The 20456-nt window shown below is 67.7% G+C and carries 19 protein-coding genes; 8 read left to right on the plus strand and 11 right to left on the minus strand.

The window, feature by feature from the left end:
• Window positions 1–29 precede the first annotated feature (29 nt).
• From U4Z31_RS11395 to wrbA, 4 genes are read right to left on the minus strand one after another with little or no spacing between them, the layout of a single operon-like run.
• Window positions 30–857 carry a metallophosphoesterase gene (locus tag U4Z31_RS11395; protein ID WP_321810386.1) on the minus strand — a complete coding sequence of 276 codons (828 nt, stop codon included), beginning with the start codon at window positions 855–857 and terminating at the stop codon, window positions 30–32.
• 24 nt (window positions 858–881) lie between these two features.
• Window positions 882–2303 (minus strand): FAD-binding oxidoreductase, encoded by a 1422-nt coding sequence (locus tag U4Z31_RS11400; protein ID WP_044846071.1) that lies wholly within the window; start codon window positions 2301–2303, stop codon window positions 882–884.
• Window positions 2304–2322: 19 nt separating this feature from the next.
• Complete coding sequence (locus tag U4Z31_RS11405) at window positions 2323–2724, minus strand: DUF2069 domain-containing protein (protein WP_044846070.1); 402 nt, start codon at window positions 2722–2724, stop codon at window positions 2323–2325.
• Entirely contained in the window at window positions 2721–3341 is a 621-nt protein-coding gene (gene wrbA, locus U4Z31_RS11410) for an NAD(P)H:quinone oxidoreductase (RefSeq protein WP_044846069.1), read from the minus strand. The genes U4Z31_RS11405 and wrbA overlap by 4 nt, the downstream gene beginning before the upstream one ends.
• Before the next feature lie 148 nt (window positions 3342–3489).
• On the opposite strand from wrbA, the gene U4Z31_RS11415 reads away from it, so the two are divergent.
• Window positions 3490–4818: a YihY family inner membrane protein gene (locus tag U4Z31_RS11415; RefSeq protein WP_321810387.1), complete on the plus strand. Its 1329-nt coding sequence runs from the start codon at window positions 3490–3492 to the stop codon at window positions 4816–4818.
• Window positions 4819–4836: 18 nt separating this feature from the next.
• Here the strand turns inward: U4Z31_RS11415 and U4Z31_RS11420 are convergent, their stop codons facing one another.
• The gene (locus U4Z31_RS11420) at window positions 4837–5154 is read right to left on the minus strand and encodes an Mpo1-like protein (RefSeq protein ID WP_044846067.1); all 318 of its coding nucleotides are present in this window, start codon (window positions 5152–5154) and stop codon (window positions 4837–4839) included.
• Window positions 5155–5312: 158 nt separating this feature from the next.
• Between U4Z31_RS11420 and U4Z31_RS11425 the strand changes: the two genes are divergently transcribed.
• The 3 genes from U4Z31_RS11425 (at window position 5313) to aroC (ending at window position 9205) form a co-directional block, all read left to right on the plus strand.
• Window positions 5313–5768, plus strand: a complete 456-nt coding sequence (locus tag U4Z31_RS11425) for a CBS domain-containing protein (RefSeq protein ID WP_044846066.1) — start codon at window positions 5313–5315, stop codon at window positions 5766–5768.
• A gap of 139 nt (window positions 5769–5907) precedes the next feature.
• On the plus strand, window positions 5908–7842 hold the full coding sequence (locus U4Z31_RS11430; protein WP_044846065.1) for an MFS transporter: 1935 nt from the start codon (window positions 5908–5910) through the stop codon (window positions 7840–7842).
• A gap of 262 nt (window positions 7843–8104) precedes the next feature.
• Window positions 8105–9205, plus strand: a complete 1101-nt coding sequence (gene aroC, locus U4Z31_RS11435; protein ID WP_321810388.1) for a chorismate synthase — start codon at window positions 8105–8107, stop codon at window positions 9203–9205.
• 78 nt (window positions 9206–9283) lie between these two features.
• Here aroC and U4Z31_RS11440 read toward each other — a convergent pair whose 3' ends face one another.
• Complete coding sequence (locus U4Z31_RS11440) at window positions 9284–10354, minus strand: LacI family DNA-binding transcriptional regulator (protein ID WP_321810389.1); 1071 nt, start codon at window positions 10352–10354, stop codon at window positions 9284–9286.
• 238 nt (window positions 10355–10592) lie between these two features.
• Here U4Z31_RS11440 and rbsK point away from each other — a divergent pair, with 238 nt between their 5' ends.
• From rbsK to U4Z31_RS11455, 3 genes are all read left to right on the plus strand, one after another.
• Window positions 10593–11522 (plus strand): ribokinase, encoded by a 930-nt coding sequence (gene rbsK / locus U4Z31_RS11445; protein WP_321810390.1) that lies wholly within the window; start codon window positions 10593–10595, stop codon window positions 11520–11522.
• A 61-nt stretch (window positions 11523–11583) separates the two neighbouring features.
• Window positions 11584–12903 carry an MFS transporter gene (locus U4Z31_RS11450; protein ID WP_124488978.1) on the plus strand — a complete coding sequence of 440 codons (1320 nt, stop codon included), beginning with the start codon at window positions 11584–11586 and terminating at the stop codon, window positions 12901–12903.
• A gap of 45 nt (window positions 12904–12948) precedes the next feature.
• Window positions 12949–13896, plus strand: coding sequence for a dihydrodipicolinate synthase family protein (locus U4Z31_RS11455; protein WP_321810391.1), 948 nt, complete (start codon window positions 12949–12951; stop codon window positions 13894–13896).
• Window positions 13897–14013: 117 nt separating this feature from the next.
• Here U4Z31_RS11455 and U4Z31_RS11460 read toward each other — a convergent pair whose 3' ends face one another.
• From U4Z31_RS11460 to U4Z31_RS11480, 5 genes are read right to left on the minus strand one after another with little or no spacing between them, the layout of a single operon-like run.
• Window positions 14014–15687, minus strand: coding sequence for an electron transfer flavoprotein-ubiquinone oxidoreductase (locus U4Z31_RS11460; RefSeq protein ID WP_321810392.1), 1674 nt, complete (start codon window positions 15685–15687; stop codon window positions 14014–14016).
• Window positions 15688–15708: 21 nt separating this feature from the next.
• Window positions 15709–16374, minus strand: a complete 666-nt coding sequence (locus U4Z31_RS11465; protein WP_321810393.1) for a HutD family protein — start codon at window positions 16372–16374, stop codon at window positions 15709–15711.
• Window positions 16371–17315 carry an electron transfer flavoprotein subunit alpha/FixB family protein gene (locus tag U4Z31_RS11470; RefSeq protein WP_321802390.1) on the minus strand — a complete coding sequence of 315 codons (945 nt, stop codon included), beginning with the start codon at window positions 17313–17315 and terminating at the stop codon, window positions 16371–16373. The genes U4Z31_RS11465 and U4Z31_RS11470 overlap by 4 nt, the downstream gene beginning before the upstream one ends.
• Window positions 17312–18091: an electron transfer flavoprotein subunit beta/FixA family protein gene (locus tag U4Z31_RS11475; RefSeq protein WP_321810394.1), complete on the minus strand. Its 780-nt coding sequence runs from the start codon at window positions 18089–18091 to the stop codon at window positions 17312–17314. The genes U4Z31_RS11470 and U4Z31_RS11475 overlap by 4 nt, the downstream gene beginning before the upstream one ends.
• Window positions 18092–18118: 27 nt before the next feature.
• Window positions 18119–19303 carry an FAD-binding oxidoreductase gene (locus U4Z31_RS11480; RefSeq protein WP_321810395.1) on the minus strand — a complete coding sequence of 395 codons (1185 nt, stop codon included), beginning with the start codon at window positions 19301–19303 and terminating at the stop codon, window positions 18119–18121.
• Window positions 19304–19480: 177 nt separating this feature from the next.
• On the opposite strand from U4Z31_RS11480, the gene U4Z31_RS11485 reads away from it, so the two are divergent.
• Window positions 19481–20446: a LysR family transcriptional regulator gene (locus tag U4Z31_RS11485; protein WP_321802616.1), complete on the plus strand. Its 966-nt coding sequence runs from the start codon at window positions 19481–19483 to the stop codon at window positions 20444–20446.
• Window positions 20447–20456: the final 10 nt, after the last annotated feature.

The following is a 20456-nucleotide window of genomic DNA, read 5'->3' on the forward strand; positions in this document are numbered from 1 at the left end:
CCGCATCGCGCGGCCCGATGGCTTGGCGCTCAGCCGAGCTCGACCACCTTGTCCCACGCAAACGCGGGATTCTCCAGTTCGCCGGTGCGCCGGCGGATATAGCCGCGCGGGTTGCACACCACGCGCGTGCCGCTGTCGGTCACGTAATCGAATGAAGTATGCGTGTGGCCGTGGATCCACAGGTCCACGGGCGGCCGCACGAGTTCCGCCATGTCCGTGACGAATCCCGCCGACGCCAGGTCTTCCGCATAACGCTCCGCCAGCGAGCGCAGGTGCGGCGCATGATGCGTGACGACGATCGTGCGGCCCGCGAACGGTGTCGCGAGCCGTGCTTCCAGCCACGCGCGGCCTTGCCGGTGCAGCGCGATCGCGTCGGCCGGCGTGAAATCCCGCTCCGGGGCTGCCGCCGCATGCAAGGACGCATCGTGCGGCCACGTCACCTGGATCAATCCCTTGAAATCGAGCATCACGCGCATGGCCGCGTCGATCGCGCGCGCGACGCTCGCCTGGTCGGCGCCGAACAGCGAGAAATCGGCCCACAGCGTCGTGCCGAGCACGCGAAAGCGCTGCGCCGGATCGACGTACACGCCGTTGTTCAGGTAATGCACGTGATCGAGCGTATGCGCGGCGTCGCGCATCGCGGTTTCGAGCGCGCCGAATTCCCCGTCGTAGTACTCGTGATTACCCGGCACGTAGATCACCGGCACGTCGGGATCGAACGTCTCGGCGGCCCAGCGCAGGCCTTCCGCGTGATTGTGGATATCACCGGCCAGCACGACGAGATCCGCGTCGGCATGCGCGATCGTGTCGGGCTGGTTGCATTCGAGATGCAGGTCGGACAGGACGCGGACTCTCATGGGCATCGCTCCGGGACGGGGGCTTCAGTGCAGGACCTTGCCGGGATTCATCAGCCCGCGCGGGTCGAGCGCGGTCTTCAGCGTGCGCATGAGCGCCGTTTCGACCGGCGACTTGTAGCGCTGCGCGTCGTCGATCTTCAGCTGGCCGATCCCGTGCTCCGCGCTGATCGTGCCGTGGTGACGGTGCACGTTGTCGTAGACGATGCGGTTGATCGGCTTCTGGAATGCCGCGAGGAATGCCTTCGGGTCGCCGCCTTCGGGCGTCTGCACGTTGTAGTGCAGGTTGCCGTCGCCGAGATGGCCGAACGTGACCATCCGCGCGCCCGGCGCGGCCTGCTGGATCGCCGCGTCGGTTTCGTCGATGAAGCGCGCGATCGACGAGATCGGCACCGCGATGTCGTGCTTGATGTTGAGACCTTCGTCGGCCTGCGCGAGCGGGATGTGTTCGCGCAGGTCCCAGAACGCGCGCGATTGCGCGAGATTTTCCGCGACGACCGCGTCGACCACGAGCCCGGCCTCGAACGCCTCTTCCATCAGTTTTTCGAACAGCGCGCGCGCATGCGTTTCGCTTTCGTTGTCCGACAGTTCGAGCAGCACCGTCTGCGCATGCGTGCGGTCGAACGGATAGCGCAGTTGCGGATAGTGCTTGCCGACCAGCTGCATGCAGAAGTCGGACATCAGCTCGAAGCCGGTCAGCAGCGGGCCGGCCGCGCGTTGCGCGAGCGCGAGGAAGTCGAGCGCCGCGTGCGGCGACTCGAGCGCGGCCAGCGCCGTGACCTGCGCGGCCGGCAGCGGATGCAGCTTCAGCACGGCGGCCGTGATGATCCCGAGCGTGCCTTCGGCGCCGATGAACAGGTCGCGCAAGTCGTAGCCGGTGTTGTCCTTGCGCAGCCCGCGCAGGCCGTCCCAGATCTCGCCCTGCGGCGTCACGACCTCGAGCCCGAGGCACAGCTCGCGTGCGTTGCCGTAGCGCAGCACCGCGGTGCCGCCGGCGTTGGTCGACAGGTTGCCGCCGATCGTGCAGCTGCCTTCGGCGGCGAGGCTCAGCGCGAACAGCCGGCCGCCTTCGCGGGCGCGCGCCTGCACGTCGGCGAGGATCACGCCGGCGTCGACCGTGATCGTGTTGTTGTGCGGATCGAGGGCCCGCACGCGGTTCAGGCGCGCGAGGCTCAGCACGGCCTGGCTGCCGCTCGCGTCGGGCGTCGCGCCGCCGGCGAGCCCCGTGTTGCCGCCCTGCGGCACGAGCGCGACGCCGTGCGCGTTGGCGAGCCGGACGAGCGCGGCGACTTCCGCCGTATCGGCCGGTTTCAGCACCGCGCACGCACTGCCCTTGTAACGGCGGCGCCAGTCGGTCAGGAACGGTTCGGTGTCGTGCGGCTCGGTCAGCACGTAGGTGGCGCCGATCGCGTCTCGGCAGGCGGATACGAAGGCTTCGGAAGAATTCATACGTTCGGTCGCGTAAGGGTCAGGACGCGGCGCGCTGCTGCTTCGCCGCGCGCTTGAACGGCGCGACGTAGGCCAGCGCGGCCACGAAGAAGCCGACGGCGAGCGCGGTCTCGCACCAGCCGAGCGTCGCGGACAATCCGCGGTCGGACATGCCGCGCACGATGCCTTCGGCGAAATAGACGAGGATCAGCATGCTCGCCCACTGCATCGTATAGATGTTACGCCGCCAGACGCCGGGCAGCGCGAGCGCGAGCGGCACGGCCTTGAGCATCAGCGCCGAGCCTCCCGGGCGCAGCGGCGCGAGCCACAGTTCCCACGCGAGCGACAGCGCGATCAGCGCGACGAGGCACGCGGCCGCGGCCAGCGCGTAGCGCGGCCGGGCGGCGACGGGGGGACGGGCGGGGCGGGCAGGCGCGTTCATGCGGCCTCGGCGGCCCGGGCGTCGGCGAGGGCCGCTGCCGCACGCGCGAGCCGCACGCCGAGCGCGGCCGCGAGCGCCTTTTCGTCCGCCGATAGCCCCGCGGGCCCGCTGCGATCGTGCTGCGACACGTGCGACGCGCCGTACGGCGTGCCGCCGGTGCGCGTCGTGCTGAGCGCGGATTCCGTGTACGGGATGCCGACGATCATCATCCCGTGATGCAGCAGCGGCAGCATCATCGACAGCAGCGTCGACTCCTGGCCGCCGTGCAGGCTGCCGGTGGACGTGAACACGCAGGCCGGCTTGCCGGTCAGCGCGCCCGACAGCCATTGCGGCGTCGTGCCGTCGAGGAAATACTTGAGCGAGGCGGCCATGTTGCCGAAGCGGGTCGGCGAGCCGAGCGCGAGGCCCGCGCACTCCTCGAGATCGCGCAACTCCGCATACGGCGGGCCGTCGTCGGGGATATCGGAGGCGGTGGCTTCACAGACCGTCGAGACGGGCGGCACGGTACGGATGCGGGCCTGCATGCCGGGCACGCTGTCGATGCCGTTCGCGATTGCGAGCGCGAGATCACGCGTGGCGCCGTGGCGGCTGTAATAGAGGACGAGGATGTCTTTCATGGGCGACGGGGCCGCATGCGGCCGCGCGGATGCCCGGTGCAGTCGGCCCCTGCTGGATCGAGCGGCTATTATAGGGGCTGAAGTCGTCGCGCAGCGCGGCGGCGGCGCGCCATCGGGCGCGCGGCGTCAGCAGAGAAGGAGAAGCCGTTTGCCGAAGTTGAGCGTCGATCTCGACACCCTCAAGCGCCTCGCGCAGTTCGCGGCCCGGCGCAGCGCCGAGGATCGCATCCCGCAAGTGGCGGGCAGCCTCACGTTCACGACGATGCTGGCACTCGTGCCGCTCGTGACGGTCGCGTTTGCGCTGTTTACCGCGTTCCCGATGTTCGCGTCGTTCCAGATCTCGCTGCAGGGGTTCCTCGCGGATCACCTGATGCCCGCGCAGTTCAACGTCCAGATCTTCAAGTACCTGAACCAGTTCGCGTCGAAGGCCAAGGGGCTGACGACGGCCGGCCTGATCGTGCTCGTCGTCACGTCCGTGATGACGATGATGACGATCGAGTCCGCGTTCAACCTGATCTGGCGGGTGCGCAAGCCGCGGCCGTTCGCGCAGCGCGTGCTCGCGTACTGGGCGCTGATCACGCTCGGGCCCTTGCTGTTCGGCGTGAGCCTGTCGATCTCGTCGTACCTGTTTACGCAGTCGCTGGCGTTCACCGGCGCCGCGCCGTCGACGTCGATCGTCGAATGGCTGCTCGCGTTCGTGTCGCTGCCGCTGACCGTGCTCGCGTTCACGCTGCTGTACGTGTATCTGCCGAACTGCACGGTCGCATGGCGCGACGCGGTGATCGGCGGGCTGTTCGCGGCCATCGCGTTCGAACTCGCGAAGCGCGGCTTCGGCTATTACGTGCGGCGCATTCCGACCTATACGGCCGTCTACGGCGCGTTCGCGGCGCTGCCGGTGTTCCTGTTGTGGGTGTATCTGAGCTGGTTCATCGCGCTGCTCGGCGCGATGGTGGCGTCCGCGCTGCCGGCGATCCGCGTCGGCCAGTTCCATCGCATCCACTATGCGGGCAGCGACCTGCTCGACGCGCTCGAATTGCTCGCGCGGCTGGCCGAGGCGCGCGCGGTCGGCAAGGCGGGCTATACGGCGATGCGGCTTGCGGCCATGTTGCGCTGCGACATGGAAACCGCGCAGCGGCTGCTGTCGACGATGGAGGAGCGGGAGTGGATCGCGCGGCTGGACAGTGGCGAACGCGCGCCGTGCTACATCCTGCTGGCGAATCCGGAGCAGCTGACGCTGGCGCAGCTGTTCGACGTGCTGGTGATCGACCGCACCGAACTGACCTACCAGCTGCAGCGACGCAGCAGCCACGTCGAAGGCGCGGCATTGCTCGAGGTGCTGTCGAACGACCGGTTCGACGTATCGCTTGCGTCGCTGATCGCCGCGCACCGGCTTGCGGGTGCGCCGGCCGCGACCGTGCCCGGGCCGGTGCCCGGCGGGGCGCCCGACCCGCACGCGCGGCCGCCGAAAACGGCGTGACGCGGTGCCGGGCGGGCGTTACAGCGGAATCTTGCCGGTGCAGATGTCCTTGAACATCACCCAGTCGCCCATCAGGCTGTAGATCGGGTGCCGGAACGTGGCGGGGCGGTTCTTCTCGAAGAAGAAGTGTCCGACCCACGCGAATCCGTAGCCGCACACGACCGCCGCCGGCAGCCACGGCCAGTGGCCCGTCGCGATCGCCATCGCGACGCAGCCGATCACGCCGAGCGAGCCGATGAAGTGCAGCCGGCGCGACGTCAGGTTCTGGTGTTCGTTCAGGTAGTACGGGTAGAAATCGGCGAAGCTGGCGAATTGCTCCGTATGCGTATGTGCCATGGCCGTCTCCTCGGGCCGCCGTCCATGGAGTCATTGTGCGGCGGCCGGCCGGTGTCCGCAAGCGGCGACGGCCGCGCCGCGTGGGGCTGAGCTTTCCTTTTGACAGGCTTTCCGATAGGATCGAAAGCGGTTTTGCATTCAAGCATGAGGGGACTACGATGCGCGTCAGCGATATTCTGAAAGTGAAGGGCAACACGCTGTTTACGGTGACGCCCGATAAGCCGCTGCGCGAAGCGGTCGATACGATGGCCGAACACGATATCGGTTCGCTCGTCGTGATGGAGTACGGCGATCTCGTCGGGATGCTGACGTTCCGCGAGATCATCCTGCGCCTGCACGTGAACGGCGGCGCGATCGGCGACGTGCAGGTGCGCAAGGTGATGGACGAGCCGCTCACGTGCACGCCGGAAACCGACGTCAACGAAGTGCGCAGGATGATGCTCGAGCGCCACGCGCGCTACATGCCGGTGCTCGACAAGAAGGTGCTGATGGGCGTCATTTCGTTCTACGACGTCGCGAAGACGGTCGTCGAGGCGCAGAGCTTCGAGAACCGGATGCTGAAGGCGTACATTCGCGACTGGCCGGAATCGGAAGCCGAAGCGCAGAAGCCGTGAATCGCGTCGCGCCCGGTGCCATGACGCGCGGGCGCTGCCATTCGGCGTACGGCGGCGCAGGTTCAGCCTGCGCCGCCGTTTTTTCGACAACAACCCAAGGCCCGCGCAGCTTCGCCCAGACGATGCGCGCGTATTCCGCATGAGCGATCACACGCAAGTCTCTTCCGCGTCGCGCGGCGAACGGCGCGCCCACGCGTCGCAGTTCGACCTGTTGCGCCAGCGCCGTTTCGCGCCGTTCTTCACGACCCAGTTCCTGGGCGCGCTGAACGACAACGTGTTCAAGATCGGATTCACGTCGCTCGTCACCTATCACACCGCGCGCTTTTCCGGCGTCGACGCGAAGACGGCCGCGTTCCTGATCTCCGCGATCTTCATCCTGCCGTTCGTGCTGTTCTCGGCCACCTCCGGCCAGATCGCCGACAAATACGACAAGGCGACGCTCACGCGCTTCGTGAAGTCCTTCGAGATCGTGCTGATGCTGGTCGGCGCGGCCGGTTTCGTCACGCACAGCGCGACGCTGCTGTATCTGTGCACGTTCATGATGGGGATGCACTCGACGCTGTTCGGCCCCGTCAAGTATTCGTACCTGCCGCAGCATCTCGGCGACCACGAACTGGTCGGCGGCAACGGCCTCGTCGAGATGGGCACGTTCATCGCGATCCTGATCGGCACGATCATCGGCGGCGCGGCCGCGGGCATCGAAGGCAGCGGCGAGCGCGTGCTGGCGGTGAGCGTCGTCGTCATCGCGCTCGCGGGGCGGCTCGTCGCGCAGCGCGTGCCGTCGACGCCCGCACCGCAGCCCGATCTCGTGATCAACTGGAACCCGTTCAGCGAAACGTGGCGCAACCTCGGGCTCGCGCGGCAGAACCGCACCGTGTTCCTGAGCCTGCTCGGCATCTCGTGGCTGTGGTTCGTCGGCGCGACGTTCCTCACGTCGTTCTTCAATTTCGCGAAGGACGTGCTGTCCGCGAGCCCCGACGTCGTCACGGTCCTGCTCGCGACGTTCTCGGTCGGAATCGGCCTCGGCTCGCTGCTCTGCGAGCGGCTGTCGCAGCGGCGCGTCGAAATCGGCCTCGTGCCGCTCGGCTCGATCGGCATCAGCGTGTTCGCGATCGAGCTGTATTTCGCGAGCCGCTCGCTGCCGTCGCCCGGGCATCTGCTGTCGGTCGGGGAATTCCTCGCCGGCGCGCGCCACTGGCGCATCCTGGCCGACCTGTTCCTGCTCGCGATGTTCGGCGGCTTCTACAGCGTGCCGCTGTATGCGCTGATCCAGAGCCGCAGCGCGCCGACCCACCGTGCGCGGATCATCGCCGCGAACAACATCCTGAACGCGCTGTTCATGATCCTGTCGGCCCTGATGGCGATGGGGCTGACCAAGGCCGGGGTCGACATCCCCGGCCTGTTCCTCGTCACCGCGCTGCTGAACGTCGTGGTCGCGACGTATATCTACCTGCTCGTCCCCGAGTTCCTGCTGCGTTTCGTCGCGTGGGTGCTGGTGCACACGTTCTACCGGATTCGTCTCGTCCATGCGGAGCGGATCCCGGAAGAGGGCGCGGCCGTGCTCGTATGCAACCACGTGAGCTACGTCGATGCGCTCGTGCTGGCGGCTGCGAGCCCGCGTCCGATCCGGTTCGTGATGGATCACCGGATCTTCAAGGCGCGCTTCGCGAGCTGGGTGTTCCGGCATGCGAAGGCGATTCCGATCGCGCCGCGCCACGAGGATCCCGACATGCTCGCGCGCGCGTACGACGCATGCGAGGCCGCGCTGAAGGACGGCGAACTCGTGTGCATCTTCCCCGAGGGCAAGCTGACCAAGACGGGCGACATCAACACTTTCCACCACGGCATCACCGAGATCCTGGGCCGTACGCCGGCGCCCGTGATTCCGATGGCGCTGCGCGGGCTGTGGGGCAGCTATTTCTCCCGTCATGCCGATGCGCGCATGCCGCGGCCCATCAAGCGCGGCGTGATGAGCCGGCTGACGCTCGCGGTCGGCGAGCCGATCGCGGCCTCGGTCGCGACGCCCGAGGCGCTGCAGGCGGCGGTGACCGAGCTGCGCGGCGCGCGGAAGTAGGCAGGGCCGGCCCGGCGGCTTCGTATCGGGCAGCACACGGCTGCAAACCGGCCGGTTCGACCGGCAACGGCGCGGGTCGACGATTCTCGCGCCGGGCCGTCTGCGTGACCGGCCAGTATGGTCTGGACGGTTCACGCGGCCCGCGGGTCCGGGACGGCTGGCATAATAGCGGTTTACCTCTTTTCTCGACCGGCAAACGATCGGCCTGCCAGCGGCCCCGGCAGCGCATCGGTTTGTCCATTTCTCTTTGGGCGGTTCCATCATGTCCGGCAATACCCTCGGCACGCTTTTCACTGTCACGACCTTCGGCGAATCGCACGGTCCCGCGATCGGCTGCGTGATCGACGGCTGCCCGCCGGGAATGGGGCTGACCGAAGCCGACATCCAGGTCGAGCTCGATCGCCGCAAGCCCGGCACGTCGCGGCACGTGACGCAGCGCCAGGAAGCCGACGAGGTCGAGATCCTGTCCGGCGTGTTCGAAGGCGTGACGACCGGCACGCCGATCGCGCTGCTGATCCGCAACACCGACCAGCGCAGCAAGGATTACGGCAACATCGTCGAGACGTTCCGCCCCGGCCACGCCGACTACACCTACTGGCAGAAATACGGCATCCGCGACTACCGTGGCGGCGGCCGCTCGTCCGCGCGCCTGACCGCGCCGATCGTCGGCGCGGGCGCGGTCGCGAAGAAGTGGCTGCGCGAGCGCTTCGGCGTCGAAGTGCGCGGCTACATGAGCGGTCTCGGCGAGATCGACGTGCCGTTCGTCGACTGGTCGCACGTCCGCGAGAACCCGTTCTTCTCGCCGAATGCGTCGATCGTTCCGGAGCTGGAAGCCTACATGGACGCGCTGCGCAAGGACGGCGATTCGATCGGTGCGCGCATCGACGTCGTCGCGTCGGGCGTGCCGGTCGGCTGGGGTGAACCGGTATTCGACCGGCTCGACGCGGACATCGCGAAGGCGATGATGAGCATCAACGCGGTGAAGGGCGTCGAGATCGGCGCGGGCTTCGACAGCGTCGCGCAGCGCGGCTCGGTGCACGGCGACGAACTGACGCCGGCCGGTTTCGTCGGCAACCATGCAGGCGGCGTGCTCGGCGGGATTTCGACGGGGCAGGACATCACCGTGTCGATCGCGATCAAGCCGACCTCGAGCATCCGCACGCCGCGCCGTTCGATCACGAAGTCCGGTGAAGAAGCGACCGTCGAAACCTTCGGCCGCCACGACCCGTGCGTCGGCATTCGCGCGACGCCGATCGCCGAGTCGATGCTCGCGCTGGTGCTGATCGACCACGCGCTGCGCCATCGCGCGCAGTGCGGCGACGTCGAGACGCCGACGCCGAAGATCGCGGGCAGCGCGACCTGATGCAACGGAGCCGGCACTCGCCGGTTCGACCGATTTAGCCGATTCGATGCGAAACGGGGCGCCTGCGGCGCCCCGCTTTCATTGGGCCGGCGCGTCCGGCGGCGCGGCCGATTCGCGTACCCGCAGCTCCGGCAGTACCGCGCAACCGGGCCCGGCTGCGCCGTTTTCGAGTGCGTCGAGCAACGCGCGGGCGGCCTTGCGGCCGATCGCATCGGTGTCGACCCACATCGTCGTCAGCGCCGGCCGGATTTCGCGAGCCAGCGCGACATCGTCGAACCCGGTGATCGACAGCTGCGAAGGCACGTCGATGCCCCGTGCCTGCGCCTCGAGCAGGGCGCCGAGCGCGAGTGCGTCGTTGCCGCAGATCACGGCCGTCGGGCGCGTCGCGCCGCTGTCGGCAATTGCGCGCAGGCTCGCCCGCCCGAACGCGATCGTGGCCGCGCCCTCGTGCTGGTGGATCGGCCTGACCGCGAGCCCGCGCGCGGCGAGCGTCTCGTGAATGCCGCGCAGGCGGGCCTGCACGCGGTCGTTGTCGGCCGAAGGCTGCATGATGATCGCGAAATCGCGATGCCCGAGCTCGAGCAGGTGCGTGGTCAGTCGCGCGAATGCCGCGCGGTTGTCGAAGCCGATGCAGCAGTGCGGGCTGTCGTCGCGGTAAGCATAGGTGACGACATACGGCACGCGATGCAGGTCGAGCAGTTCGAATACTTCCGGCGGATAGGCTTCGCCGACCAGCGACACCGCTTCGACGCCGCGCGACAGCATCGCGCGCACCTGCGCGAGCGCTTGCGCCGGATCGTAATTCGAGCAGCCCAGGAACAGGGTGATGCCGTGCTCGGCCATGACCGCCTGCATGCCCGCTACCTGCGATGCGAACACCTGGTCGTCGAGCGTCGGAATGATCGCCCCGGTGATGTGGGTGCGCGTGGAGGCGAGTGCGCGGCCGGCTGCGTTGGGAATCCAGTTCAGCGCACGTGCCGCGTCGCGCACGCGCTGCTGCACGTCGGCCGAGACCTTGCCGGGATCGTTGTAGACGCGCGAAACGGTCGCGGTCGACACGCCGGCGAGTTTCGCGACGTCGCCGAGCACCGACCGGCCGCTGCCGCGGCGCGCGCGCGCCGTGCCACCACCGGATGAAGGCGTACTCATCGGTCATCCCCGGGCGCGGCTGCCCTGCAGGCTCCGCGTGTGGTCAAAAACGCCATCGTTTACCCTCGATTCATCGTGGTCCCGCTTGCAATCCCGGTCTCGCCTGTGAGAATGTAAGCGCTATCTTGATGCTACTCCGTATTATGTCAGACACAGATTTCAACCGCATCGTGAAGTTTTCGTCGACGAAGGCCGATCAGGCCATTTTGTCCGTCGAAAATGTAAGCGGTTACATTCGATGATGACCCACACCAGACCACCCCGAATCGCTGTCGTCGGCAGCGTCAACGTCGACCTCGTCACGCATGCGCCGCGGCTGCCCGTGCCGGGCGAAACGCTGCTCGGCACCACGTTCCAGACCGTTCACGGCGGCAAGGGGGCGAACCAGGCGGTGGCCGCCGCGCGCCTCGGTGCGTCGGTCGCGATGATCGGCTGCGTCGGCAACGACGCGTTCGGCGCACGTCTGCACGACGCGCTGGCGGCGGAGCACATCGACGTGACGCATCTGCACCGGATCGACGGCGAGGCAACCGGGGTCGCGACGATCACGGTCGATGCGCACGGCGCGAACAGCATCGTCGTCGTGCCCGGTGCAAACGCGCGCCTCGATGCCGAATTGATCGACCGGGCGCGCGACGCGATTGCCGGCGCGGCGCTGATGGTGTGCCAGCTCGAGGTGCCGATCGAGACCGTCGCGCGCGCCATCGGCAGTGCAATCGCGCATCGCACGCCGGTGCTGCTCAATCCGGCGCCGGCCCGGCCGCTGTTCGACGCATTGCTGGCCCGCATCGACTATCTCGTCATCAACGAAACGGAAGCGGAGTCGCTGACCGGCATTGCCGTCGGCGACGACGCCTCCGCGGTGCGGGCCGCCGAAGCGCTGCGCGCGAAGGGCGTCGGCAACGTGCTGGTCACGCTGGGCGCGCGCGGCGTCTGCTGGCGCGGAAGTGCAGGGAGCGGCCGCCATCGGGCGATGACGGTGGTCGCCGTCGATACGACGGCGGCCGGCGATACCTTCGTCGGCGGCTTCGCGGCCGCCCGGGCGAGCGGCGCGTCGATGGACGACGCGATCGCGTTCGGACAGCGTGCGGCCGCGATCAGCGTCACGCGCCACGGCGCGCAGACGTCGATTCCGACACGCGAGGAAGTGGAGCGTGGGGCCGCGTAGATTCCGCGAAGACGGAACAGACCGAGGCCCGGAAACCATTCAGGACATGGAGACAAACGCAATGAACGAGAATCATGCTGTTCCGACGGCGCCGCCACGTATCCGGCGCGGACAACGTATTGCGCTCGCGCTGCTGATGGCGAGCGGGATCGTCAACTATCTCGACCGCGGCACGCTGGCCGTCGCGAGTTCGGCAATCCGGGGCGATCTCGGGCTGTCGCTCTCGCAGATGGGCTTGCTGCTGTCGGCGTTCTCGTGGAGCTACGCGCTGTGCCAGTTCCCGGTCGGCGGACTCGTCGATCGCATCGGGCCGCGCCGGCTGCTCGGCATCGGGCTGATCGTCTGGTCGCTCGCGCAGGCATCGGGCGGCATCGTGTCCACCTTCGGCTGGTTCATCGTCGCGCGCATCGTGCTGGGCATCGGCGAGGCGCCGCAGTTCCCGTCGGCGGCGCGGGTGGTGAGCAACTGGTTTCCGTTGCGTGCGCGCGGTACGCCGACCGGCATCTTCAACGCGGCGTCGCCGCTCGGCACCGCACTCGCGCCATTGCTGCTCGCGGTGCTCGTCGCATCGTTCAACTGGCGCTGGGCATTCGTCGTGACGGGCGCGCTCGGCCTCGTCGTCGCCGTCGTCTGGTTTGCGTTGTACCGCGATCCGGCGCGCGCGCAATTGACCGCGGCGGAACGCGCATATCTCGATACCGATGCGCAGACGGCCGTCGCGATGCCGAAACTGACCTTCGCCGACTGGCGCAGCCTGTTTTCGCACGGCACGACCTGGGGCATGCTGCTCGGATTCTTCGGTTCCGTGTATCTGAACTGGGTCTACCTGACCTGGCTGCCGGGGTACCTGACGATGGAGCGTCACATGAGCCTCGTGCGCACCGGGTTTGCGGCATCCGTGCCGTTCCTGTGCGGGTTCGTCGGTTCGCTCGTTGCCGGCTGGCTCTCGGATCTGGTGACGCGCCGCAGCCGCTCGCCGGTCGTGAGCCGGCGCAACGCGGTGGTCGTCGCGATGCTCGGGATGGTCGCGTTCACGATTCCGGCCGCGCTCGTGCAGAGCAATACGGTCGCGCTCGCATGCATCTCGGTCGTGATCTTTCTCGCCAATGCGGCGTCGGCATGCTCGTGGGCGCTCGCGACGGCGGCCGCCCCGCCGAGCCGTGTCGCATCGCTCGGCGCGATCCAGAATTTCGGCGGTTTCATCGGCGGTGCGCTCGCGCCGATCCTGACGGGGGTCATCGCGCAGAGGTGGTCGTTCGTGCCCGCGCTGCTGACGGCGGCGGCAATCGCATTCGCCGGCGCGATGGCTTACCTGCTGCTGGTGCGCAAACCGATTCCCGAGCAGTCCGCGAGCGCCGCGCCCGGACCGCTGCCGGCCTGAGTCCGTCGGCTACACCCCCGTATTCACTGAAGGAAGGAGAAACAGATGCAACCACATCGGCAATCGAGCGCAACCATCGAGGGGATCGTACCGGTGATGCTGACGCCGTTCGACGACGCCGGCGCGATCGACTACGCGGGCCTCGAGCGACTCGTCGAGTGGTATCTGGCGCACGGCGCGGATGCGCTGTTCGCGGTCGCGCAATCGAGCGAGATGCAATTCCTGAGTCTTGCCGAGCGTGCGGAACTCGCGCGTTTCGTGGTCGAGCGGGTGGCCGGGCGCGTGCCCGTCGTCGCGTCCGGGCACATCAGCGACGATCTGGATGCGCAGGTCGCCGAGCTGCGTGCCGCGGCAGAATCGGGTGCGCAGGGCGTCGTGCTCGTGACCAACCGCCTCGATCCGCAGCGCAAGGGCAGCGCCGCGCTTCTCGACCATCTTCACAAGCTGCTCGCCCGGTTGCCGTCGGATCTGCCGCTCGGTTTGTACGAATGTCCGGCGCCTTATCGGCGACTGCTGTCCGATGACGAACTGCGTGCGTGCATCGACACCGGCCGCTTCGTGATGTTGAAGGACGTGAGCTGCGATCTGGAGACGGTGAAGCGACGCGTCGCACTCGCCGCGGGGTCGCCGCTGAAGATCCTCAATGCGAACGCCGCGATCGCATGGGATGCGATGAAGGCGGGGTCGGCCGGTTTCAACGGCGTGTTCACCAACTTCCATCCCGACCTGTACCGATGGTTGCGCACGCAGGGCGGCTCGGATCCGGCGCTGGCCGACGAGTTGTCGACGTTCCTGGTGCTCTCGGCGGTGTCGGAAGCGCTGGGTTACCCGGCGCTTGCGAAGATCTATCACCAACGGATCGGCACGTTCGGATCGATTCGTTGCCGCGCGATCGACTACGACGTGCGCGAGCGGTTCTGGGCGCTCGACGCGGTGCTCGACAAGATCGTGTCCGGTACCGAGCATTTCCGTCGGCGGATCGCGGCGCGTTAGCGCAGCCGATGCGGGCGCGGTACATGAGTCGCGCGCCCGATGGAGAGCCGGGCGGCGTCGAATGTCGAACGTCGAACCGACGAAAAAAACGCCGCGCGAGGCGGCGTTCTTCGGCAGTTACATGTTCGGGTAATTCGGCCCGCCGCCGCCTTCCGGCGTGACCCACACGATGTTCTGCGTCGGGTCCTTGATGTCGCAGGTCTTGCAGTGCACGCAGTTCTGCGCGTTGATCACGAGGCGGTCGCTGCCGTCGTCGTTCTTCACGAACTCGTACACCGCCGCCGGGCAGAAGCGCGCCTCCGGTCCCGCGTAGGTGCGCAGGTTCACGTTCACCGGCACGCTCGCGTCCTTCAAGGTCAGGTGCGCCGGCTGGTTCTCCTCGTGGTTCGTGTTCGAGATGAACACCGACGACAATCGGTCGAACGTCAGCTTGCCGTCCGGCTTCGGATACTCGATCGGCGTGCATTGCGACGCCGGCTTCAGCATCTCGTGGTCCGCATGCTTGTGGTGCAGCGTCCACGGCACGTTGCCGCCCATCACCTTCTGCTCAAGCCCGACCATCAGCGTGCCGAGGTAGAGACCCTTCGCCATCCACTGCTTGAAGTTGCGCGCGCGGTACAGCTCCGTGTACAGCCACGATTGCTTGAACGCATCCGGATACGCGTTGAGCTCATCGCTCTGACGGCCGGCCTGCAGCGCGTCGAACGCGGCGTCGGCCGCGAGCATGCCGGTCTTGATCGCCGCGTGGCTGCCCTTGATCCGCGACGCGTTCAGGAAGCCCGCGTCGTCGCCGATCAGCGCGCCGCCCGGGAACACCGTCTTCGGCAGCGACAGCAGGCCGCCGGCCGTGATCGCCCGCGCGCCGTACGACACGCGCTTGCCGCCTTCGAGGAACGCGCGGATCGACGGGTGCGTCTTGTAGCGCTGGAATTCCTCGAACGGCGACAGGTACGGGTTCGTGTAGCCGAGGCCGACCACGAAGCCGACCACGACCTGGTTGTTGTCCATGTGATACAGGAACGAGCCGCCGTACGTATCCGACTTCAGCGGCCAGCCGGCCGTGTGGATCACCAGACCCGGCTTGTGCTTCGCCGGATCGATTTCCCACAGTTCCTTGATGCCGATCCCGTAGGCCTGCGGATCGGCGTTCGCGTCGAGCTTGAACTTCGAGATCAGCTGACGGCCGAGGTGACCGCGGCAGCCTTCGGCGAACAGCGTGTACTTCGCGTGCAGTTCCATGCCGAGCTGGAAGTTTTCGGTCGGCTCGCCGTCCTTGCCTACGCCCATGTTGCCGGTGGCGACGCCTTTCACGGAACCGTCGTCGTTGTAGAGAATCTCCGCGGCCGGGAAGCCCGGGAAGATTTCGACGCCCAAGGCTTCCGCCTGCTGGCCGAGCCAGCGCGTGACGTTGCCCAGCGAGATCACGTAGTTGCCGTGGTTCTTGAAGTTGTCGGGCAGCGCCCAGTTGGGCGTGGTGACCGCGCTGTTCTCGGACAGGAACAGGAAGCGGTCTTCGGTCACCTCGACGTTCAACGGCGCACCCTGTTCCTTCCAGTCGGGGAACAGCTCGGTGATCGCGCGCGGGTCCATCACCGCGCCCGACAGGATGTGCGCGCCGATCTCGGAACCCTTCTCGAGCACGCACACGCCGATCTCGGTGCCTTTCTCGGCGGCCAGCTGCTTGAGCCGGATCGCGGCCGACAGCCCGGCCGGGCCGCCGCCGACGATCACGACGTCGTATTCCATCGATTCGCGTGGGCCGTATGGTTCGACAAACGAAGCGTGTGACATGAGCAGATAAGCGGGCAGGGATTAGCGTTCGACCGACTCGATCGCGATCGAGATCAGGCGGGAGTCAAGTGCGTCGGACTGCAGATCGATTTCTTCGCTGCGGCCGTCGAGCCACAGGCCATGCATCGGCAGCAGAGTCTGGGTACTGAGCGACGCGCTGCTGAAGCGCCATTGGCCGGCCGCGCAAATCAGCAGATGCGTCGGCGCCGGCGTCACGCGGCGTGAATGCGTCGCCACGCTCACGGTGGCCCGGCAGGCGGTGCGGCGCGTCATCACGTTGAGTACGTGCGTGGGTCGCACGATATCGGTCGTCCACACCGGCAAATCGCCGGGAAAGCATGCTGGCACGATCGGGTGCGCGACGAGATGCCCGTCCTGCGCGCGCAGTTCGACGCTCGCGTTGTCGACCGGCACGAGTATCCGGTCGACGCCCGGAAACTGCGAGAAGCGGGCCGGTCCGTCGAGCGTCGCGAGACTGATACGCCAGTCTACGTTGCCGTCGGCGTCGATGCGGTTGGCGATCGTTCGCGTGACGCCGGCGCCGTTCGCCCAGGCTTCAGGCTCGACTTCCGCGCAATCGACAAACCTGACGGACGGGTAGTGCGATGCCGACGATGCACTCCCGCTGGATGAACGTGGTGCAGGTACGCGCGGGACGCCGCCCTGCCCGGAATCCGGGTGCGTCATGCGCCACCCCCGGCGTCGATGTGACGTTCGAGGGCAGCCATCACGTCGAACAGGTCCCCCACGAAGCCCACGTCCGCGAACGAGAAGATGGGCGCATCCGGATCCTTGTTGACGGCGACGATCAGCTTCGAATCCTTCATGCCGGCCAGGTGCTGAATGGCCCCGGAGATCCCGAATGCGAGATAGGCGTCGGGGGCGACGGTCTTGCCTGTCTGGCCCACCTGAATGGCGTTCGGTGCATAGCCGGCGTCGACCGCGGCGCGCGATGCGCCGAGGGCTGCGCCGAAACGCGATGCGAGTGTGCCGAGCCGCACCATGTTCTCGCCGGACGCGAGCCCGCGTCCGCCTGACACGACGATCGGCGCATTCGCGAGATCGACGCCGGCTGTCTGAGTGCTGTTGCGTTCGACGAGCGTCGTCGCGGCGAATGCGGGCGGCGCATCCACGGAATCGATCGGTGCCGGTTCCGCTCGCGCGCCTGCCGCCGCGAACGACGACGCGCGCACGGTCGCAAAGCTGGTCTCTCGCGCGCTTTCGACGGTCGCGACGATGCTTCCCGCATACAGGCCGCGCACGAAGCGTCCGTCGTCCGTGATGCCGGTCACGTCCGCGACGAACGCCGCGCCGGCGAGGGCCGCGGCCCGCGGCAACGCGTTCCGGCCCAGCGTGCGATGGGCGGCCGCGATCAGCGTGTAGCGTGGCGCCAGTCCGGCAAGCAGCACGGCGAGGCTTTCCGGCGTGACGGCGCCGGCCGTGCCGGGCAGATCGGGCCGGAGTACACGGTCGACGCCGTCGATCAGCGCGGCTTGCGCGGCCGCCGCGGGATCGAGCACCAGCACGTCGACAGGATGCCGGCGTGCCGTTGCGGCAGTCACGACGCGCCGGACCGTATCCGGCAGCGTATGGTCGGCCGTGGTTTCGGCGATGACGAGCGTTCTCATGCGGAGGTTCCTGTGTGAGCAAAGACGTGGTGTGCGGCGAGCGCGGCGATCAACGCATCGATGTCGGCAACGCGGTGGCCTGTGCGCTGCGCCATCGGCTCGTCGAGCTGTACCGCGCGCGACGACGGCACGAGATCGACCGGGAACCGGGCGGCATGAATGACGGCAAGCGGCTTCTGTTTCGCCTTGACGATGCTCGGCAGCGTCACGCGTCGCGGTTCGGCCAGGCGCAGGTCGGCGCTCACGACGGCGCGGCCGGTCAGCCGCCAGGTTGCGGTGCCGCTGTCGTCGCCGCATGTGACGCGCCAGCCGTCGCCTTCGGGCGCGAGAGCGGTCGCGTCGAGACCTTGCGGCCAGCCGAGCAGGCCGGCGAGCATGGGCGCGACGCCGCCGGTGTCGTCGTCGATCGCCTGCTTGCCGCAAAGCACGAGGTCGTAAGGCGACGTGCCGAGGTACGCGTGGAGCAACCGTGCGACGCCCAGCGAGTCGAGCGACGCGGCGACGTCGCCGGTGTCGATCAGGATCGCGTCGTCGGCGCCCATGGCCAGGCCGGTGCGCAGCACGTCCTGGCAAGCGGCCGCGCCGCACGTGACGACGCTCACCTGGGCGGCATGGCCGGCCTCGCGCAGGCGCAGCGCCATCTCGAGCGCGCATTCGTCGAACGGGTTGATGGACATCTTGAGGCCGGTCGTCTCGATCGAACCGGTTGAACCGACCCGCACGCGCACGTTCGGATCGACGACGCGCTTGACGGGCACCAGTATCTTCAGGGGCATGGGAATGTCTCGTCGAAAGGATGAAGATCAGGACACGGCGCCGAGGCCATACTTGCCGGTGAGCAACGCGCCGGTCGCGAAGCGTTCGAGCGAGTAAGGGGCGAGCGACACGTCGGTCGGCTGTCCGAGCGCATGCTGTGCGAGCAGTTTGCCGATGCCGGGCGACAGCTTGAAGCCGTGGCCCGAGAAACCGAAGCCAACCACGAGTCCGTCGATGTCGCCGACGTTGCCAAGCACCGGGTTCCAGTCGGGGGTCACGTCGTAGACGCCGGTCCACGACGACGCGAGCCCGGCTGTCTCGTAGGCGGGAAAGCGTTCGGCGACCTGCGCACCGACTTCGGCGACGTAATCCAGCGAAATGTCGCCCTGTTCGGTTTCCGGCGCATTCAGCGTCTCGCCGACGACGCCCTCGGAGACCAGCATCTGGCTGCCGCCATAGCTGCGGTAATAGAGCATGCCGGGTGAGCCTAGGTCCTTGAACGCCGGCATCTGGAACGAATATCGTGCGTCGCACTCGAGCGCCAGCACGGTGTGCCGTTCCGGTTTCACGGGTAGCGGGACGTCGATCCAGCCGGACAGTTCCGGCGTCCAGATGTTCTGCGTACTGATCAGCGTGCCGCACATGAAGCGGCCGGCACTCGTGTCGACGCCGACGATGCGGCGGCCGTCACGCACGACCCCCGTGACGGTCGTGCCTTCGAGAATCTTCACGCCGCGCCGGCGTGCCGATTTCGCGAAGCTAGTCGCGACGAGATAGGCGTCGGCGAAGCCCGCTTCCGGCTCGAAGCCGATCAGCGCCGCGTCGTCGAACCGTGCGATCGGCAGGCGGGCACGTGCGTCGTCCCGATCGAGCAACTGCACGTCGATGTCCATCGCGCGTTGCGCGTCGAGCGACGCGCGCAGCGGCTCGAGCTTCGCCCCGTCCGGCGCGCAGATCATGTAGCCGCACTTGACGAGCCCGCACGACGCCTCGTCGTCGCCGACGTATTCGGCGAAGTTGTTGAAGGCCGACCACGACGAGCGCGCCAGCTCGACGTTCTGGCGGACCGAATAATGCGTGCGCAGCAGGCCGGACGATTGCGACGTGGTGCCGGCGCCGATCATGCCGCGTTCGATGACGAGCACGTTGCGCGCGCCGAGCGACGCAAGATGATGCGCGACCGACGTGCCGATCACGCCGGCACCGATCACGATGAAGTCGAAGTGGCTCATGGCTTCCCTCTGGATGGACGACGTGCCGATTCTAGGGAGCCGCGGTGCCGCCGAATTTTGTATTAGGCAAACTTATGCAACGTGCCCGGAAGTCCTCATCCTGCGTCCGGGCAGGCCGAATCGGCGCACCATGCGTTCCGTATTGCCGGAATGGACGCCGCCGCCACTGGAGCCTCTATGCGACGCACCCTATCGCCTATCGACCTGCGTGCCCTGCAGGCCTTCGTCGCCGTGTGCGAGACCGGTTCGATGACCGCCGCGGCCAGGCGGATCGGGGTCAGCCAGAGCGCGATCAGCCAGGCGATTTCCGCCCTCGAGCGCGAACAGGGGACGGTGCTGTTCGATCGGGACAGCCGCCCGCCGCGCCCCAATATCGCCGGCCGGGCATTGCTGGAACTGGCCGGCCCGCTGCTCGAGCATGCGCAGATGGTCAGCACGCGCGTCGGCGATGCGTCGGACGCGGGGCGAGTGCCCGTGCGGCTCGGCTGCGTCGACTCGTTCGCGGCGACGGTCGGCCCGGAACTGATTCGCGCGGTGTCGGGCACGTCGCGACAGATTTCGATGTGGTCCGGGATCACGCCGGGTTTGAGCAAGCAATTGCATGACCGGGAGATCGACGTCGCCGTATGTACGCAGACCACGCTCAGCGACGCGCGTATCGTCGAAGTCCCGTTGTTCTCCGAAGCATTCGTCGCGGTCGTCGCGCGCGCGCATCTGGCCGGGCGCCCGCAGGCCGACTGGCGAACGCTGGCCGCCGAACTGCCGTTGATCCGTTACACCGCACGTTCCGTGATCGGCCAGCAGGTCGAGCGGTTCGCGCGCCATCTCGGCATTGATAGCCCGAGGCGCTTCGAATTCGACGCGACGGATCCGCTGCTGAGCCTGGTTGCCGCCCGGCTCGGCTTCGCGATCTCGACGCCGCTGTGCCTGTGGCAGGCGCGCCATTACCTCGGCGACGTCGTGGTCGTGCCGCTGCCGGGCGGCCGGCTCGGCCGGCGCGATTTCTTTCTCCTGCACCGACAGGGCGAGTGGGAGGACTTCGTCACGGAGATCATCGAGCTGACGCGCGGCGTGCTCGACCATTCGATCCGGCCGGCGCTCGCGCGCGCCGTGCCGCAGTTACCCGAAGATGCATTGCTTTGATTCGTACGGA

Origin of the sequence: Burkholderia sp. BCC1985 (genome assembly GCF_905339915.1) — a bacterium.
GTDB lineage: Bacteria > Pseudomonadota > Gammaproteobacteria > Burkholderiales > Burkholderiaceae > Burkholderia.

Excerpts from the sequence above, each read along its gene's own strand:
- U4Z31_RS11395 (WP_321810386.1), bottom strand. The coding sequence starts at position 857 with ATGAGAGTCCGCGTCCTGTCCGACCTGCATCTCGAATGCAACCAGCCC.
- U4Z31_RS11400 (WP_044846071.1), bottom strand. The coding sequence starts at position 2,303 with ATGAATTCTTCCGAAGCCTTCGTATCCGCCTGCCGAGACGCGATCGGC.
- U4Z31_RS11405 (WP_044846070.1), bottom strand. The coding sequence starts at position 2,724 with ATGAACGCGCCTGCCCGCCCCGCCCGTCCCCCCGTCGCCGCCCGGCCG.
- wrbA (WP_044846069.1), bottom strand. The coding sequence starts at position 3,341 with ATGAAAGACATCCTCGTCCTCTATTACAGCCGCCACGGCGCCACGCGT.
- U4Z31_RS11420 (WP_044846067.1), bottom strand. The coding sequence starts at position 5,154 with ATGGCACATACGCATACGGAGCAATTCGCCAGCTTCGCCGATTTCTAC.
- U4Z31_RS11425 (WP_044846066.1), top strand. The coding sequence starts at position 5,313 with ATGCGCGTCAGCGATATTCTGAAAGTGAAGGGCAACACGCTGTTTACG.
- U4Z31_RS11430 (WP_044846065.1), top strand. The coding sequence starts at position 5,908 with ATGAGCGATCACACGCAAGTCTCTTCCGCGTCGCGCGGCGAACGGCGC.
- aroC (WP_321810388.1), top strand. The coding sequence starts at position 8,105 with ATGTCCGGCAATACCCTCGGCACGCTTTTCACTGTCACGACCTTCGGC.
- U4Z31_RS11440 (WP_321810389.1), bottom strand. The coding sequence starts at position 10,354 with ATGAGTACGCCTTCATCCGGTGGTGGCACGGCGCGCGCGCGCCGCGGC.
- rbsK (WP_321810390.1), top strand. The coding sequence starts at position 10,593 with ATGATGACCCACACCAGACCACCCCGAATCGCTGTCGTCGGCAGCGTC.
- U4Z31_RS11450 (WP_124488978.1), top strand. The coding sequence starts at position 11,584 with ATGAACGAGAATCATGCTGTTCCGACGGCGCCGCCACGTATCCGGCGC.
- U4Z31_RS11455 (WP_321810391.1), top strand. The coding sequence starts at position 12,949 with ATGCAACCACATCGGCAATCGAGCGCAACCATCGAGGGGATCGTACCG.
- U4Z31_RS11460 (WP_321810392.1), bottom strand. The coding sequence starts at position 15,687 with ATGTCACACGCTTCGTTTGTCGAACCATACGGCCCACGCGAATCGATG.
- U4Z31_RS11465 (WP_321810393.1), bottom strand. The coding sequence starts at position 16,374 with ATGACGCACCCGGATTCCGGGCAGGGCGGCGTCCCGCGCGTACCTGCA.
- U4Z31_RS11470 (WP_321802390.1), bottom strand. The coding sequence starts at position 17,315 with ATGAGAACGCTCGTCATCGCCGAAACCACGGCCGACCATACGCTGCCG.
- U4Z31_RS11475 (WP_321810394.1), bottom strand. The coding sequence starts at position 18,091 with ATGCCCCTGAAGATACTGGTGCCCGTCAAGCGCGTCGTCGATCCGAAC.
- U4Z31_RS11480 (WP_321810395.1), bottom strand. The coding sequence starts at position 19,303 with ATGAGCCACTTCGACTTCATCGTGATCGGTGCCGGCGTGATCGGCACG.
- U4Z31_RS11485 (WP_321802616.1), top strand. The coding sequence starts at position 19,481 with ATGCGACGCACCCTATCGCCTATCGACCTGCGTGCCCTGCAGGCCTTC.